This window comes from uncultured Tateyamaria sp., assembly GCF_947503705.1.
Classification (GTDB): Bacteria; Pseudomonadota; Alphaproteobacteria; order Rhodobacterales; family Rhodobacteraceae; genus Tateyamaria.
In genome coordinates, this window is the sequence record NZ_CANNES010000013.1 from 22,529 (window position 1) to 39,697 (window position 17,169).

Sequence of the window (17,169 nt, forward strand, 5' to 3'; positions counted from 1 at the left end):
GTCACCTGCAAGGATTGTGCAAATCGGCGTGCCGTTTGATTTGGTCATCGCTGATCGCATGGATGTCATTGATCAGGGTGCTGCGCGGATGTTCTTTCTGCAAGCCCCCATTCTGCCGAATGAAATGCTCTTCCCAGATTGCGGTTTCGTAATCTGACCATGTGCCGCTCGCAAGTTCGCGGACCTCATGTGTTTCGGCCGTCCAGGGCACATCTTGAAGCTGCTTAGACTCTGACCGCAAGTGTTCGGCAAACCGGCCCTGGACGGTCGGTTTGTTCGTTTTGCCGACATAAAGGATCACAGTCGGGTCGTCTATTCTGACCACGGCATAGATCCGTTGAACCTGCCGGGACGTGCTCTTCCAGTTTGAGGTGGTCGCATCGCCCGAACCGTTGTGCACGAGGATGCCCGCCTGCCCCACACGGTACACATGATCGGGCGTGACGATCAGGTTCGCTGTTGTGATGCGCCTGGCACATAGGCGGACGGCGCTGACCTCTACCGGCGCTTTGGCGCCGCACAGTTTCAATCCGGGATAGAGCAAGGCGGCCGGGCGCCAGTGATCTTTGCCAGGTCCGACCGCAAAGGGGTGACTGCGGGTGGCGACCAAAACTTCCCCGGTCTCAAGCGTGACCTCGACACAGACCGGAGCCTCGCCCCGAATGACTTCTCGGACGGTGTTCAAGACGCCCTCATAGCCGTCAACTTCGGCGCCGGGCACGGCGTCCTCAATGGCAATGACTGCCCCACGGGAAACCGAAACCGGCGTACCCAGTTCAAAGCACGGAATGCGCACCGGATCGCCCAGATTATGGGGCTTTGCGTGGTCAAAGGTGCTGCTTTTTCGCCAGCGGTCCATGAGGTTGGCGATGGATTCGTCAATGATCTGGCGTCGTTCATCCAGCCCTGCGATCCAACGTTGATATTCCGGCTCCATCCTGAGCGTCGCGTCAAGTGCGCGCATCAAGGATGGGACAGGCGCATCGCCGGTCAGATTGCGATAGGCTGGCCGGTCGAACCGCGTTTGCAACAGGCGAAACGCTTGCTGACGGCGGCCATCCATAAGGAGATCGAGCGCACGCTCGGCGGTGCCACGCATCTCTGCGCGTAGCCCTTCGTTATCCGCCATCGCATCCAGCACTTCCTTGAGGTTTTCGGTCGGGCCATCAATATGGTCAATCTCGGCTTGAAGCAGATCACGCAGTTCCACCGCCTCGTCGAGGTCCGCGCGTACTTGCGCCGCCTCCTGCATGGCCTGCATCCGTTTGGCCTTTGCGACGGGATCCTCTGCCGTGCCGCGGACGGTCGCTTTTCTTTTCGGTGTTGCCGCCACATAGCCGCGCGCCTCTGCCGCACTGCCCAAATCGGCCCGAGCCACTTCGCGCATGAACTGCGCCTCAAGGCTCGCAATCTGTTCCAGCACAAGCGCCCGGCGGCGCGGGTCTAATCCATGTTCGGACAGGCGCGTCATGCGTTCTTCGATGATGCGCGGCAGTTTGGCGACCTCCAGGTTGGCCTCCCACGCGCCCATGTCGCTGGGATCGACAACGGTTCGGTTCATATGGCGCGCGATGCGGTTCATGAACATGCGAACACGACCCGACAGGCCCGCATAGCGGCGCATGGCGTCGACCGTGCCCACGTGCAACTGGATGTCGATGGCCCGCGCATTCGGGCCCACCTGCAAGGCCACCCCCGTTATGTTGCCTTCGCGGTCCCTCTGAGGCACGGCGCGCACCTCGTCCACCCCAAAGGTGGGATCGTTGACCACCGATACCTCGACGCGGTTGCGCAGCCGCTGTGGCAACGCCTCGGCCGGGTTGACGGTCCGCCCGCGCGTGCCAGGGGCCACGATGTCGCGCAAGGACGGCCCAATGCCCGCGATGGCAGAGGCCGGCGCCCCTTCGCGGATGATGATCACCGCCTGTCCTTCGTGCACGTGGACAAAGGCATCGCCAAAGTTGCCACCGTTGTAGCGTCTGAACTCCGCCCCGTTCACATGGATGATCGGCACATCAGCCACCGCGCCCCGTTCGCGTGGCGGGATCTCGGACAGCAGAGCGCGACGCGCATGCCGCTGCGCGCTGCGGATCACATCGGCGTGGTCGCTGTTGGCGGCAGCATAGCTTTCCACATAGCGGGCAAAGTCGCCGGGCGAGGCGCCCGGATTGGCGTGGCGCCAGTGGCGCAGGTTCCGTTCATGCACCTGCGTTGGCGTGAATGGGTCGGTGTGGACCATCCGGCGCACCCCACGATTAGCAAGATTGCCAGCGGCCCCCATGATCACGCCGTCGCGCAGATTTGTCAGCGATGCCTCCAACGTGCCGCGCATGATGTTGACCCCGACATTGCCATGCCGCCAATTCTGTTCGTTCAGCAGGTTGGCCGTCATCGTGGTGGGGATGGCCGAAGCCGCATCTATGGCTTGCGACCGAGCATATTGCCGCCCGGCCCCATGCAGCCGCTGCGAGACGCTTTCGCTTAGCCCCTCCCGAGCACTGGCCCTTGCGGTTTGCTGCGCCGCTGCCCGCAAACCAACACGTATGGATTGGCGGCTGATGGCGCTGACCTCTTGCATCACCCCCGACAACATCACGCGCGCATTCTGTAAAAGCGCACCACCCTTGAGCAAGCCGGCCGTTGCCATCGTCACCGCCAGATCGACAAGGCCCACGGCGATATCGGTGCCCAGTTCTTCCATGCCGTAAGCGCCGCCCTTGATCGCTGCCTTGGCCGCGATACCGCTAACCGTGCCGACGATTGAGCCGCTCAGCGCGATGGCTGCCCCCAACGCAGGCGACAAGGTCCCCCCCGAGAGCACTGTCGCCACGGCGGCCACCACGATGACCACGGCGCTGACCACATAGCCCAGCACGGTAGTGAAGGTGTCGGCATAGGAATCCACCCGGTCCCTCTGGGCCTGTATGGACGTGCTGACCCGCCCCTTTTGGTCGTTGAAGCTGGCCGTGATGTTTTCGCGTTGCTGCGGCGTCAGGCTGGGGTCGCGCATGCGGCGGGCCATCGCCTCCAGCGCGGCCAATTCCTCGCGGGACCGCGACGATTCAGATTCTGACGCCCAGGCGCCCAGCAACCCGACGCTGGCCTCGTCGCGCTGTAACCGGCGGCGCAATTCGTCCACTTGCTCGGCGACAGTTGTGGGCGCGCCGTGATCGTAAAGATCGACAAGGTCATCTTCGTCTCGTCCACTGGTATCTGACTGGATTGCAGAGCGCAGCGTTTCGCCCCCGTGTTCGCGCGACCATCGGGCATTGAGGCGCTGGATTTCAGCGCGGGTGAGGCCGGACATTCCGCCGCGCAGCTCGGCCATGTCGGTGCCCGCGCCCTCAATGCTGTGGCGCACGCGGGTATAGGCCCAGTCCAGCCTCCGATCCTCGGGGCGGCCCGGACTGTTTGCATCGCGGCGCATGATCTCGATCCGGGCACGGGCATTGGAGAGATCGCCGCCCGGCCCAAAGACATTGTCCGACATCGTGTTGTTGATCATGGTGTCGAGCGAGATGCCGTAGCGGTCCTTGAGCCGGGTATCGAGAGCATTCACATTGCCACGCGCCCGGTCAAAGGCCGCGTCCGCCATGGTTGCCGTCATCTGGCGATCAAGGCCCATGCGGTAATTCTCGATCTGTTCGGCGGTCATGGGGGTGCCCGCGTCATCACGGCGGCGGACCTCCTGGGATACGCGGCGCTGTACGCCCCGGCGCAGTTCGGGGCCGCGTTCCAGCGCCACCATATCGGCGGCGGCGGTGTATTGTGCGGTCACGACGCTGCCCATCGCCTCGTCATCGGCGTAAAAACTGCGTCGTTCGCCCTGCATCCGGCCCGCCGACACCCCGACCATATCGCCTGCCTGAAAGGCCCGAATCCGGTGGCGATTGCCCTCATCAAAGGCAAACTGATAGCCCACCGCGTTTTCAAGCGCCGTGCCAGACCCCCAATTGTAATTGGACCGTCCTGCATATTGCGTTTGAAAGGCGTCACTCATTTGCTGGTTGCGGCGATAGACAGCGGCCTCGAACTGCGCAGGGGTCCATCCCTCGCGCCGCGCCCGGGTCATTTCCTCACTACGGATGCGGGCATAGACGGCGGCTGCCGCATTTGCATCACTGGACCCAAGCGCCATCTGCATTTCATGCGCTTCGGCCTCGCGCATGTTGCCCGCAACCATGGCCAACGCACGTGCTCCTTCGGAGCCGCTCATGTCCTCGCGGATGCGGCTTGCCAGGCTTTGACCATAGCGTTCGCGGTACACTTGATCGGCTCGTTTCAAGGCCCGGGTGCGATCAGGTTCGGGTAACCTGTTCACAGTCTCAAGGGCCTCGAAAATCTGCCCCTCGCTGGTGCCTGCCCCGTAAACGGCGTCGTGAATGGCCTCTGCTGCCGCCTCGCCTTCATCCCCGCGCATCAACGCTTTGGCCCGGCGCCACTCATCCCCCGACAACTCGCCATCCAGATCACGGTAGAGCGCATTTTCCCCGCGCCCGTCTGCATAGGCGAATTGATTATAGGCCGCCGTGAGGGCCAGGCGTTCAATCTTGCGCAGACCCGAAAGCTGGCGAAAGATGACATCCTCTTCGGTGCCCAGATTGTCGTCATAGCCCGCGGCCAGAATTTTGTTGGCGCGTGTGACTGCGCTGAACGTCCCGTTCTTGGCCTTGGCCGCACTGTCGAGCGCGCGCCACGCGGTGCGGGGCAATGCAAAAAGCTCGGCCTCGACGCGGCGTTCGATCCCGGCTTTTTGGGCGTCCATTTGGCTGCGCCGGATCGGCGCGCCGATCTGGCGCATCAGTTGCGTCGAATTCTGGATGTTGCGGGCGACGAAGTTGCGCCGCTGTCCTTCGGTCAATGCCTGATAGGCGGTCAATTCGTCGGCGTTCTGAGCGATCTGCCCTTCGATGCGTTGGCGCACCCGTTGGGCGGCGCGCTGCATCTGCAACCGGGCGAGCCGCGCCTCGGTTTGCGCCCATGTGTTGGCGGTATCGGTCGCATTTTCGGCCCAGGTATCGAGGTCCCGGACCTTGCTTTGCCACCAGCCTTCGACCGCCCCGTCTTGCGTGTTGCCCCAATCTCGCAGGGCCCGAAAGGCGTCCGCGCCGGCATTCTGAACATCACGGATATTGAGGGCGATTGTGGCGTCCACGCGCCCTTTCATCTGACGAATCTGCGTTTCGATTAACGTTTTTTGGGCGGTTTTCCACGTCTCGGCCGCGCTGACGATCCGGTTGATCGCGCGGCGGGCCGACCAGCTGAGATCGGGGGGATGGGTGGCTCCGGGAGTGAGGCCGCGTGCGCGTTCCGCGTCGAACTGATCGGCCATGGCCGCCAATTCAACCGCAGTGAGCCACCGGGCCTTGGCCGCATCAAGCTTGTCGTGCCGCTCCTGTTTTTCGAACTCAAATCCTGCGATGGCCTGGCTGACCTTGGCCTGAATGGTGCGAATGACCCCCTCGGCTGTTTCCCGAAACCCCATGGCAGGGGCCCTGCCACGTCGGACGTCGCGGGCCTGTTGTCGGGCGGCAGCCGCCTGCGCCTGCGAGGCGGCAGCATCATCCAGCCGGGCCTGCGCGGTGTCCTCAACGGTCAGCAGGTCACCTGTCGCCGACGCATGCAGCGACGTCGTGCGCGCCTGCGCCTCGCGGTCCAGGGCACGACGACGCTCTGCCACAGCCGCGTCCAGCGTGGCTCCAGCGGACCCGAGCAGACCCGCCACGCCCTCGACCCGGCCATCCATATCGGCCACCAGATCCGGCACGAGACCCTTGCCCAATTGCCCCAATTCAGAAGGGTTTTCCCGGGTCAACACATTGCCGGGGTATTCTTTCATGCCCCCCTTGATCTGATCCAGCACGGATTGCGCGGCATCCCGCCCACCTGCTTTGAGGTTGGCAATTACAGCGGTGAACATCTCTTGTTCCGCTACCGTAATGGTTGCGGGAGGCAAAGGGTCTGAGGCGACCGTGAAGGCGTCAGGTGCCACAGCTTGAGCATCGGCCTGTTCCGCCCCTTCGGCGGGTGTCGGTTGTGGCGCTGCGGCTGTTTCGGTCGGATCAGGCGTGGCTGGCGCTGTGGGGGTTTCGGTTTCTGCCTGAGCCGCTTGGGGGTTCAGAAGGCTTTCGCGCACTGCCATGAGTCTCGCACGCGTTGCACCTGCCGCCTCACCGCGCTGCGCTTCTTCGGCCGTCGGGGTGCCACCGGGGCGCGACAGTTCCAGATCGTCCATTGCACTTGCACCCCGGCGAACGGCGCGCTGTTCTTCGGGTGACAAAGCCTGGCGGGGCACTTGAACGGTATTGTTGCCCGGACTTGCGGGCACGTCGGGCATGGTTTGGGCGGGCAAGGCGCGCGCGGCGATGACCTCGATCGCGGCGGTGGCGGGTTGGACCGGATCAGGCACATTGGCAAATTCAGGATCGGCCAGGGGCACGGGCGGCGGACCCGCGATTTGTCGGCGCGTGGGCCTGCGCCGTGGCCGCCGCGTCGGGCGGGCCGTGGCGCCCCCGCCACCCAGCGGCGGCCCGGGTATCGACGAAGCCGTTTCGCGCGCCGCTTGTGCCACAGCGGCCGCGCCGCCCCCAGAGGGTACAACCACGCCGCCACCGCGTGGTGCGGCACCCGCCGGTGCAGGGGTGGGCGGCGCAACCACTTCACCAGTCGCCGCGTCATTGGGTGGTGGAGCGTCGCTGGCATTTGGGGCTTCATCCTCCACCGCAAGCGGTTCGGCAGGGTCAGCGGGTGCTGGGCGACCCGCCTCTGTCTGCGCCGCTTCTTCCTCTTCCTCGTTGTCTTCGGTGGTCTGATCCGCGTCCACTTCCACAGGTTCTGGCGGGTCGGCTGTTTCCTCCGGCTCGGACAGCAGCGCGGCAGTCGCCTGGTTGCCGATGCTTTGCTGCGCCGCCAAGGCCATGTCATGCGAAGGCGCAACGCCCTGCGTGCCCAAGAGCTGCGCCAAATAACGCTGTGTCGCCTCGTCCGCTCCGCGGACATAGTCGCTCCGCCGGTCTGTGGAAGTCGTGGCGGCGGCCTGTTCTCTGACCGGATCAGGGCGGATCACCATCGCCGCTACCGCGCGGCGTCAAGCCGCCCGAAATCGGCGGCAATGGGTGTGCGGCCCGCCTTGGACAACTCCCGTTCGATGGCGCGCAAAAGGTGGGGCATGCCGATGGGGGTACCCATGGCTGCGGCCAGATAGGCCGCCGCGAGCGCAGCGTTTCGGATGTCGCCACCGGACAACTCGAACGTCTCGGCAATGGCGCTCAGATCAACGGTGTCGGCCAGCGGGGCCTGCGCGGGAAATGCCCGTTGCCACAGCGTGCGTCGCCCAGTTGCATCCGGCAGCGTAAAGGCCAGCGCGTGGCCGATCCGGCGGGCAAAGGCATCGTCCATATTGCGTGGTAGGTTGCTGGTCAGGATCACCAGCCCTTCATGCTCTTCAATACGCTGCAACAGATGCGAGACGGTGAGGTTGGCATAACGGGCATGAGCGTCATTTTGCTCGGTCCGCGCACCGAAGAGGGCGTCCGCCTCGTCACACAGGATCGCAACGCCCGCTTCGGCGGCAGCCTCGAACAGCCGGTCAATCTGTTTCTCGGTTTCGCCCAGATATTTATCAAAGATACTGGCCAGTGATGCACGATAAAGCGGCACCTGCGCTGCGCGCGCCACCACGCTGGCCGCCATTGTTTTACCCGTGCCGGAGGGGCCGGAGAACAGAGCAAGGCAGTGGCGCGCCTGTGGGTTGGAATGCACAAAATCCCAGTCGCCCAGAACCGTCGGCCAATTGGTGACAAAGGCGGTCAATTCGTCCAACTGGCGTGCAAGGGTTTCAGACAGAACGAGGTCATCGCGGGTCCAGCGGGCTTGAACGGGGCGCAAAAGCGATGGCAACGGCGCGCGGTCATGTGCCTCGGCCCCCCAGTTCAGCCGCGCAATGCCCGCAGGGCCCAAACGCGTGCCCCAGGCAATCCGGGTCAGCGCCGCCTCGTTTAGCCCACCGTCTGTGCGCCGCAACCAAACCAACCTATCGGTCGCCTCCAAGGGTTTGAGCGCGATCCGTTCGACTCGGGTCGGGGCCGCCGTGGTGATCCGGTGGGCAAGGTCGGTGCCTGCCGACAGCGCAAAGGGGACGCCATGTGACAAGAGCTGCGTCACACCTGAAATGGCAGAGGCGTCCCGCGCCAGGTCGTCCGCAACGATGTATAGAAATGCACCCCGCAGCATGGCCTCGCGCGCGGCCAAGATGATCAGGTTTTCAGCCTCTGCATTGGCGGGCAGACGGCTCAGATCAAGGCGCAAGAGGCTCTGCCCGTGCTGCATTGCGCGTCTGGCGGCAAGTGCTTGTTGTCCGCTGTCACGCCGGGTTTCAAATACAGTGACGGGTTTCGCGCCGATGAGCATCGTCAAAAGATCGGGGGCCCAATCCTCGGCTTCGGGATCAAGCGGCGTAAGCGCATGCGAAAGAGCGGCTGGCACACCTGCCACCTGTCCCAAAAGCGCCATGGCAACCCGCGCATCCACCCCGAGCGCACGATCCGCCAGGCCCGTTTGCACACCGGGCGCCAGTGGCACCAACAGTCGGTGGCGCAGCAATGGGGCATCGTCGGCAAATGCACCCAGCGCATCGAAACGCGCATCTGGCGCAAGCATGTCTATGATAAGGTTGGGACTGGCGCAATGGCGCGTCACATCGTTTTGCGCCATGGCCAAGGCTGACCGGTAACGGCTGTCGAGAGCGGGGGCAGCGGCCACCATCAGAGCGGTTCGTTCGAACGGATCCAAGCCAAACGTCGCTGCAATTTGGTAAAGCGGCGGTGTTGGCGCGAAGGAAGCGCGCGCGTCGATGATCTCGCGCAGCGGGTCCTCGGACCGCGTTGGAATATCTGTAGGCGTGAGGCCCGCGATGACGTAGTCTGTGTCCAGCTTCAGCCCGCGCAAAGTGCTGTCGTCGAAGCGTTTTTCATCCTCCAGACGTCGCAGATAGTCGGCAATGCGGGCATTGAGCCATTGAAATTCGGCCTCGATATGTTCCGCGGCAGAGGCAAAGGGTTGGGTGCGCACTGTGTCCAACCGCATCATACCGCCCTCGGCAATTGCAGCATGACCGGGCCGCTCGCTGTTTCGACCAATGTGCCACCCATCCCACCCATGCGCAGGACCAGATCCAACGGCACTGACGGCAGGCGAATACTGGCCGGCCCCCCGGGTTCAAGCCTGCCCCAGCCCGCCAAAAGCCTGTCCCAACTCCAAGCTGCACTCGCCCCCTGAAGACCATGCAAACGGCGCGCAAAATCGCCATAAGCTGCCCGCGCCAACAGAACCCAAGGCCGTCGCGCGGCGCGGTGCCGTATGTCGAACCAGGCCAAATCGACGGCCGGATCACGCGCATCGGGGGCGGGTAGTTGGGGGCCTGCGCCCATGCGTCGGATCAAGCGGTCCGCGCGGCGTCCGTCCCCGAGCCACAGCCAGTCTTGCGTGTGGCGGTCTTGAACGATGCTCAGGCGTCCGACCCGCGTCACGGTGGGGACAACCGGAAATGGGTGGCGGCGCGCGGCAAAATGGACGGCAAAGCGGGCCGCCAGGTCGGGCGGCGGATCGGGCATAGCATAGTCCTTGGGAACGTGATCACACAACCAGTGCAACGCGGGATCGTTCCACGCCTCGTGATAGGCACGGCCCGCCAAGGCGGCGGCCAGGGCCAGCCGCGCCGGACCTGCCGCATCGCCCGCTGGTAAAAGGTCTACCAGCTTGAGTTCCATGACGGACCGCCAAAGGACAAAGACACCGGCAAAGCCAGTTTCGATGCCAGCGGATAGTTCGGGTGCGCCTTGCGGGCTGGCGCTCGATATCCTTTGGGGCCGTGTTTCTGGTTTGACGGAGTGTGCCTGCGCAGGTTCTGTGTCTGTTTTTGGCATTGGTGCACTGTCGCTGGGCACCGGTTCAACGTACGTCACGGCGCCCGCATTCTCCGCCTCGCTTGCAAGACGGATGGCACGTTCGACCACGGCAAAGCTTGGCATAGGCGCATGGGGTTCTGTGGATGCAACATCGACCAAGGCCGTCAAAGCCGCGCCAAAAGAGCGTTTCGGCGTCGCGGTGCGTTCGTGCACCAAACGTGCCATCAGCGTGGGTGACAGCGTTGGCCGCTGCCCGCGCACGGCAGGCAGAAGCACGCGCAAAATTGCGCGACACCCCACGTCGCCAATGCGCGTGCAGAAAAGGCGCATGCGGTCTTCGCGGGCGATCAGGGCGAGCGCGGGCAGCGCGACGTCGGGCTCGGCTGCAAGGGTCAGGCGTACGGCGTCTGCGGGCGGCAGAGCCGCATGATGGCGATAGCGTGCAAATTGCCACTGATGTGCTGCGGTTCCGTCCGCTTGCGCCCACAGGCACGCAGCAAGCCAAGCCGCGCGGGTGTCATACCTACGCACGCCCTCAATGACTTCACCGGCCAGCAGGCCCGCAATCTGATCGCGCAGTTGCGCTGCAAAGCCTGCCACCAGATGAGGCACGCCCTGCCCCGCCTCTGCCTGAAAGCGCACCGTCATCCGTCGTACCACCCAATAGCTGGGGTCGTTGGGGTCAAGGCAGTTGTCCAGGACCTTTTGCAGAGCCGTGGCAATATCCGCTTTTTCTGGCAAGGCTGGCGGCAAGCCCGACCCATGATGAAAAAGCTTCAGCTCGAGTGCACCCACTCTCAAACTGGCCCGCGCGTCTTCAGACGCAGTCAGGCGCGCCGCACCCGTCATGGCATCAGAACCGCGACATAAGAGAACCTGTTCAGGCGGCCGTCGGAATCTTCGATCCGCCAATGGACCGGAAAGGTCACGCGGTTACCATTCGACACCGAATGGGTGCCGTTCGTGTAGTGCACGCGCCAGCGCGCATTGATGGCGGGGCCCGCGTTGCTGATGTCTGACAAACCCACCATAAGCTGGGCCGAACCCACATTGGTGATCCGCGAAGTGACGACCTCCAGCGAATGGATGCCAGAGCCTGCGCCACTTTCGTTCAGATTGACCTCGCCCGTGATCACGTCGACCAGGACGTCTTGCCCGCGCGAGGTCAGCCCCCCGGTGACTTCGACATCACGCCCGAAAAAACCATCGCCCTGATTGTCGACCCAGAATTGTTCGGTAAATCCCGCAGCCTCCGGTCCGACAACAAATCGGTCGAGGCCACCAGAATCATTGCCAATGCGCACCCGCAGATGGTGCGCCTCATTTCCTGAGCGGTGGCGGTAAATCTCGAGAGGATCGCCGTCCTCGTTTCCATTGGTGTCCAGAAAGGCGACCCTTTGACCATGGGTCTCGATCCGGCCGCGAGACCGCACCCCGCCTTCGACCGTAAGCCTGCTGGCATTGTCCAGGGTCATCGCTGTGGCGCCCCCGCCGTTGGACAGGGCGCCATCATCATGGCCGCCGCCGCGATACCAGGCAAAATTCCGACGCGACCGAGCGTAAAGCGTGTTGTTCTGCACGCCGATCCCGCTTTCCTGTCCCGACATCTCGAAATTGAGGACCTGCCGGTAATCCTGACCGAACTCCAGGGCACCCTGGCTGGTCAGCCGCATCAGCTGTTCCCCATCCGTGCCCGGATCACCCACGCCTGGCTCATGTGCGCCTCGGTGATACCAGTAGAAACTGTTGCCGGTCCGGGAGTAGAAACTGGGCCCTTGCCAACCGATCCCTTTTTGACTGGGTTCAGGATCGCTGGGCACACCCAGATCAATCGCTTGGCGCGCGCTGTCGGTGAACCGCAACCGCCCATTTGGAATGTCGACCATCCCGTCGGCGCGCATGGACACGACAATAGCCGCCGGATCGGTGTCATAGGGCTCAAGCCCCGTGCCAACGGTCAGTCGCGCATTCAGCGCTGCGTCGTCCTCGCCGATCTGGGCACGCAAATCCGCCCCACTGCCCACGGCATCGGGCACCCGGCGCAGTGTCAGAGGCACGGTTTCGTCGCTCCCACCCACCGACTGAAAGCTGAGCATGCCGCCATGCAGATAGGCGTCCGCCTTGCCGATCACGCGGCCCTCGATCGTTACCCGCCCTTCTACCGTGGCGAAGTCTTCAGCGTCCGGGCCGCTCAAATGGGGTGTGCGCGGCGCAACGCGCAAAGTGCCGTGATCAGACAACAGCGACCCACCGATAAAGCCCGCGTTCACGCGCCCCGTGGTCAGGTCAACCGGGAAAACGACAGGGCGAAACTTGCCCACGGTCCCATCCCAACGCACGCTGCCCAACCGGATGGGCCAAAAGCCTGATGATCGCGGATCGGGAAAGTCCTGTGCAGGTAGGGATTTGTCCCAGGGCAGCACCGGTGCCCCCCCGTCCGGTGAGCCGTCGGCCAGAGCCGGTTTCGCCTCCAGCCCGCCCACGATCAGCGGGTCATGTTCGGTCGTCAAAGTGCCTACGATAAAGCGATAGGTTTCAACCACCCGACTATAGGCCGTATCGCCGATGCAGATGGTCGTGCGTACATCATCCACGTCGCGGCGGGCGTTTTCGTCATAGTGGATCCACAACTCCAACAATCGTTCGGAATTGAAAACGGCAAACAGTTCGGGCGGAACCGCCACGGGATCAAGCAGCGTGATCCGCCGACCGAAACCATCCACGATCAGCCCCGGCTGCACCTTGATATCGACAAAACCATCATCGCCTTCGCGCGGGGTCTCGACAATCTCGCAGCCCTGCACGATGCCCCATGTGTGCGGCCCCAGATCGTGCCGGGCGCGGGCATCGCGGTGGTATTGCTGCTCCAGCCGGAAATCCTCGGCACCCACCTGCTGGAACTGGAAATAGTTCATCCGTTCGATGCTGTCCTTGCTCATCGGGTGCTCCTGTGTCGGTTGGGGTCAGCCCTTGCGGGGTTTGGTCGCCTTGGTGGCGCCCTTGGTTGGGGTGCGGCGCTTGGTAGTGGTTGCGGTCGTTGTTCGGGGCTGTTGCTTGGTGATCGGTGCCATTTCCGCGCGCATCGCTGTGACTTCCTTGCGCAGCGCCTCGATCTCTTTGCGCACGTCCTCGACCTTAGGGGTCATGACCTCTGTGTCCGGCTTCTTGGGGGCCACGACGGTTGCCGCGGCCTTTTCAAACTGCGCCGAGATCGTGGGCAGGATTGGCGTGTCCGAGAATTTGGCCGCCATCGCCACATAACGGCGCGGAAGGGCAAAATCGTCTTTGGTGATCTCGCGGCGCAGCTTGCCCGAGGGGTCCACCTGGTCCAGCAAAGGCATCAAATCGTTCACCAAGGGCGAGTTCCGGCGCAGCAGGTCAGGCCGACAACACAGTGATGCCAGCGCCCGGGCAAACAGCGGGATGAGCGGGATCAACGACATCCAGTAGAAGGTTGACGGGAAGGCACCCGCATATTTGCGACAGCTATGATTGCAGATCGAAAGGATCTTGCCGTTCTTGACGCTGATACAGGCCAGTTCCACCCGCGCGTCACAGGGATCGTCGGGGCATTTGGGCAAGAAGGCCCGGCAGATACAGTCAAGGATTGCCTGCACCCACGCCGCCACGAGGTCGGCAGACATCTGTTGTGCTCGCGCGATGTAATCCGCGCGGTTTTCGCCTTCGGCCGTATTGGTCTGGGTGGCGGGCGGCGCCAACTTGACCTCGGCCGTGGCCCGCAAAAGCTGACAACGGGTAGAGCCATGGTCGTCCTGTAGCACCTCCAGCACCGCGGCCCGTACATGGCACAACGCCAGATGCACGTCGTCCAGGTTCAGATCGCTCGCTGCCAGTTGGCTGGGCGTCCCGCCCGACAGCTGCGATAGTACGACGGTGTCCTGTTTGGTCAGCCGGTTGGTTACCGTCTGCACATCATTGATCACGCAGTTAAGGATATTTCGCAAAAGCGACTTTTCGGGAATGAGTGTTCCGATGAGGCCCAGAGGCTGCCTGTCGGCAACTCCGATTGTATCACGACCCTGACCGGTAAAACTGGGCGCGCAGGGTTCCTTGCGCGGGATCAGCGTCACGTCAAAACATTCACGGACCCGGCGCGGGGCGCAAGCATTGCTGGCTGCAAGCGTGCTTGGTTTGTAATTGGTCACAGGTTTGGTGCGGGTTGTACTGCCGCACCCACAAGACCCGCCGCCACCGCAATCGCCATCGCAACCACAAGACACACCGCCACCTTTGCCAATGGTGTCGCATGCGTATCCACCTGTCGTCAGGCGTTGGCCCACTGCCGTCTGGACCTCGCGATATTCCAGCGCGATGCACCAATGGCTGAGTGCGTCTCCGCAGCCGTCGTCCCGAGGCGGCACCCACGGGTCGCAATCTCTGGGCCGTTTGCGGGCCACCCGGGTGCAATCCCGGATCGCTTCGATCACGTCATAGCGGACGGCATCAGCCACCACGATGTCGTCCCCGCACGGGTCAATGGCATAGCCTGGGCGGATCGTCACCGACCCCTCGCAGTCATGGCATAGCACCTCAAGCCCACAGACGACGCCCCAGCCATGCTGGTAACGGTTGTGGAGCCGGTTCTTGGTCTGCACATAGTCCTGCAAGGCCGTCAAGTCCGCCGCCGTCAGGGTCTGCCCGGTGCCAAAAAGCGGGCGCTCCGCCGTCTCAAGTCCGACACAGGCCGCACAGCAGCACGGGTCGTGGGTGTCGCAATTACAGTTTGTCATCGACATCTTTCCTGCTCCTTTTGGTCTAGCCGCGGTCGGAACCGTCACCGACGGTAAACCAGCTGAGGAAACGGCCCCCCTCGACGCCGTCACCGGTGGGGCAACGGTTCGGAAGGCCGGGGGCGAAATGGTTGGCGTCCAGGGCCGGGTTCACAACGACTGTGGCCCCCGGATTGCCCAGATCAGGCACCTCGATCTCCTTGGCACCCAGGATGTGATCCCCTTCCAGCACCACGCGGTAATCCCCGGGAGGGAGCCGGACAGGTTCGTTGTTGGGGCCAAGTGGGCGCATACGGACGCCGGTCACGGCCGTGTCGCTTGACGCCTCGCGGGGCACATCAAAGCCCGCTCCGCACTCGGCCTCCACGATCACAGGCTCGATCACGACATCGACATTGCAATAGCAATAGGTGCGCAGCCGTGTTTCCTCGCGGTGCGGCCCACTGCGCAGAAGCAGTTGCACTGACTGTTCATGCAGGGTTTCAGCCAGAACGGGGCGGTCCATGTTGAAGGCAATGACCAGCCCGTCCCGTTCGATCCGGCTGACCTCATCCCGGCTAAGGGGGGCGCGCCTGTTATGGGTCCAGTTGATGCCAACGATATGCGGCAGGTCCTCGCGTAGACCGACGCCGTCTGCACCATCGGCTCCATTCGTGCCGTCTTGACCATCCTGGCCATCGGCGCCATCCGCACCGTCGGTGCCATCTGCACCGGGCAGGCCGGGCGGCCCCTGCTCGCCTGCCGCGCCGCCCCCGTTTTCGGCAATACAGGCCAGCACTTCAGCGATCAGGCTCGTGGAGGGTAACAAGCGCCGCTCCGCCCGATTGTCGATGACGCCATCGGTAAAGGGATCTTCCCAGCGGTACGCCTCTATCGTGGCCAGAACGAGGGCATCATCCGCCTCGCAAGTGGGACACGGGTCCAGCACATCATCAAGCCGATCAATGCAGCGTTCGGCGCTGATCATGTACTCGGCCAAACCGCCCGGTACCCGTGGATCGGCATCCACGGCATCGCCAGCAAAGGCCACCAACAAGCGCTTGTCATGGGTCAGGGCCACAGACCGGGCGTCCTGCGGTGCCTTGATCGGCCCGCTCAGCACCGGGCTTGTACCCAGCACCAGTCGCGCGACAGAGAGCAAGCGCAATTGCGCCTCATCCGCCGCATTGCGGTAGAGCAGGTAAAGCCAATTGCCCCCGGCGGAGAAAACACCGTCCACAGGCACACCCGACAAACCGGTGACCGGCGCGCCAAGCGCTGTCAATCGGTCACTCGCCGCTGCGGCATCCGGCGTGACAGAGACCAGCAGCATCCGATCATTGGCCGTGTCGGCCAGGGCCAGCATGTCAGTGCCGTCGCGACTTGATCCTGCGGCCATGGCGATCCGACTGCCCGCATCCGCCAAGGGCATATCAATCAGGGACAGATCAGACAGGCGCAGCGCGCTCATCAACCCCGCATCCCCATAGTGAAGATAGGCGAAGGCGCCCCCTGCTCCAGAGACCAGACCTGCCACAGCATGCGGCAGGGCAATCTCGGCCGGGGCCGACGGATCGGCGGCAGCGCCCACATCGTCCTCCCAAACCCGCAGCGTCGCGTCGTCAGCCGAGGCCAAGGCAAGGCGGTCACCTGCGAGGACCGACATGAATGCCGTTTCGCCGATTCCTGCCGCCGCGAGAGTGCGGATCGGGACCGCCGCGATGTCAGCAGTGTCCAGCACCGCGATCCCAGCATCCCCACCGCCTTCGGGCACCAGCATCACCATCAGACGCGTACCATCCGCAGACAAGGCCACGTCACGCCCCTGCCAGCCGGAAAACCCAGCGCTGCCAACGATGGCGTCGGTTGTGCTGTCCAGCACCAAAAGCTCCGAAGGGGCCTCGCCCGTCAAAACGTAAACGCGGGACCGTGCATCATCGACGGCAACTGCCGTGGCCCGGTCAATGTTGTTTGTCGAAGACCAGTCGATGGTCTCAAGGCCGTAAGATAGATCCTGAACCGGACGGTCCAAGGCAATCTCGAATTGATAGCCATCCACCAGTTTGCCTGGCAAACAGGCCTGATCATCACCACAACCGTTGAACACCGCAGGCACAGGTTCGGTAGGGCACTCGGCATAGCGCAGGATCAGGCTGACCCGATGGGGCGCGTCATCCTGCATCTCCGAAGACCCATTCCGTGCACGCCACATGTCCAGAAACAGCGCCCTCAGGTCGATCATCGCCGGCTCGCGCACCAGAATCTCGCGGCCACAACAATCAATGGCGTACCCCGGCTCGACCACCACAAACTGTTCGCGGCAGGCGGGATTGGGATGCTCGTGTACCTTTAGACCACAGGCCGTTCCCCACCCATGCAGGTACTGGTTGTGGCGCCTGTCCTTGCCCAGAAAATAGGTCTGTTCGTCAAGGAAGTCCTTGGCGCTCATCGGTTTTCCGTCAAACAGCGTGTTTCGGGCCAGCTGTGGAGGATCACAGCTTGGGCACTCGACCGGTTTGCATCCGTGCGTCATG

General features: G+C 63.5%; 6 protein-coding genes. All 6 read right to left on the reverse strand.

Annotated elements, in window-relative coordinates:
* Window position 1: 1 nt before the first annotated feature.
* The 6 genes from Q1A44_RS19855 to Q1A44_RS19880 are packed head-to-tail and all read right to left on the reverse strand — an operon-like array spanning window position 2 to window position 17,168.
* Window positions 2-7,069 (reverse strand): hypothetical protein, encoded by a 7,068-nt coding sequence (locus Q1A44_RS19855; protein ID WP_299628737.1) that lies wholly within the window; start codon window positions 7,067-7,069, stop codon window positions 2-4.
* A gap of 5 nt (window positions 7,070-7,074) precedes the next feature.
* Window positions 7,075-9,087, reverse strand: a complete 2,013-nt coding sequence (locus Q1A44_RS19860; protein WP_299628739.1) for an ATP-binding protein — start codon at window positions 9,085-9,087, stop codon at window positions 7,075-7,077.
* Window positions 9,084-10,754, reverse strand: coding sequence for a hypothetical protein (locus Q1A44_RS19865; RefSeq protein WP_299628741.1), 1,671 nt, complete (start codon window positions 10,752-10,754; stop codon window positions 9,084-9,086). The genes Q1A44_RS19860 and Q1A44_RS19865 overlap by 4 nt, the downstream gene beginning before the upstream one ends.
* Window positions 10,751-12,844, reverse strand: coding sequence for a hypothetical protein (locus Q1A44_RS19870; RefSeq protein ID WP_299628743.1), 2,094 nt, complete (start codon window positions 12,842-12,844; stop codon window positions 10,751-10,753). Before Q1A44_RS19870 ends, Q1A44_RS19865 begins: the two co-directional genes overlap by 4 nt.
* Window positions 12,845-12,868: 24 nt before the next feature.
* Entirely contained in the window at window positions 12,869-14,662 is a 1,794-nt protein-coding gene (locus Q1A44_RS19875) for a hypothetical protein (protein ID WP_299628745.1), read from the reverse strand.
* A 19-nt stretch (window positions 14,663-14,681) separates the two neighbouring features.
* Window positions 14,682-17,168 (reverse strand): hypothetical protein, encoded by a 2,487-nt coding sequence (locus tag Q1A44_RS19880; RefSeq protein WP_299628747.1) that lies wholly within the window; start codon window positions 17,166-17,168, stop codon window positions 14,682-14,684.
* Between the last annotated feature and the right edge of the window lies 1 nt (window position 17,169).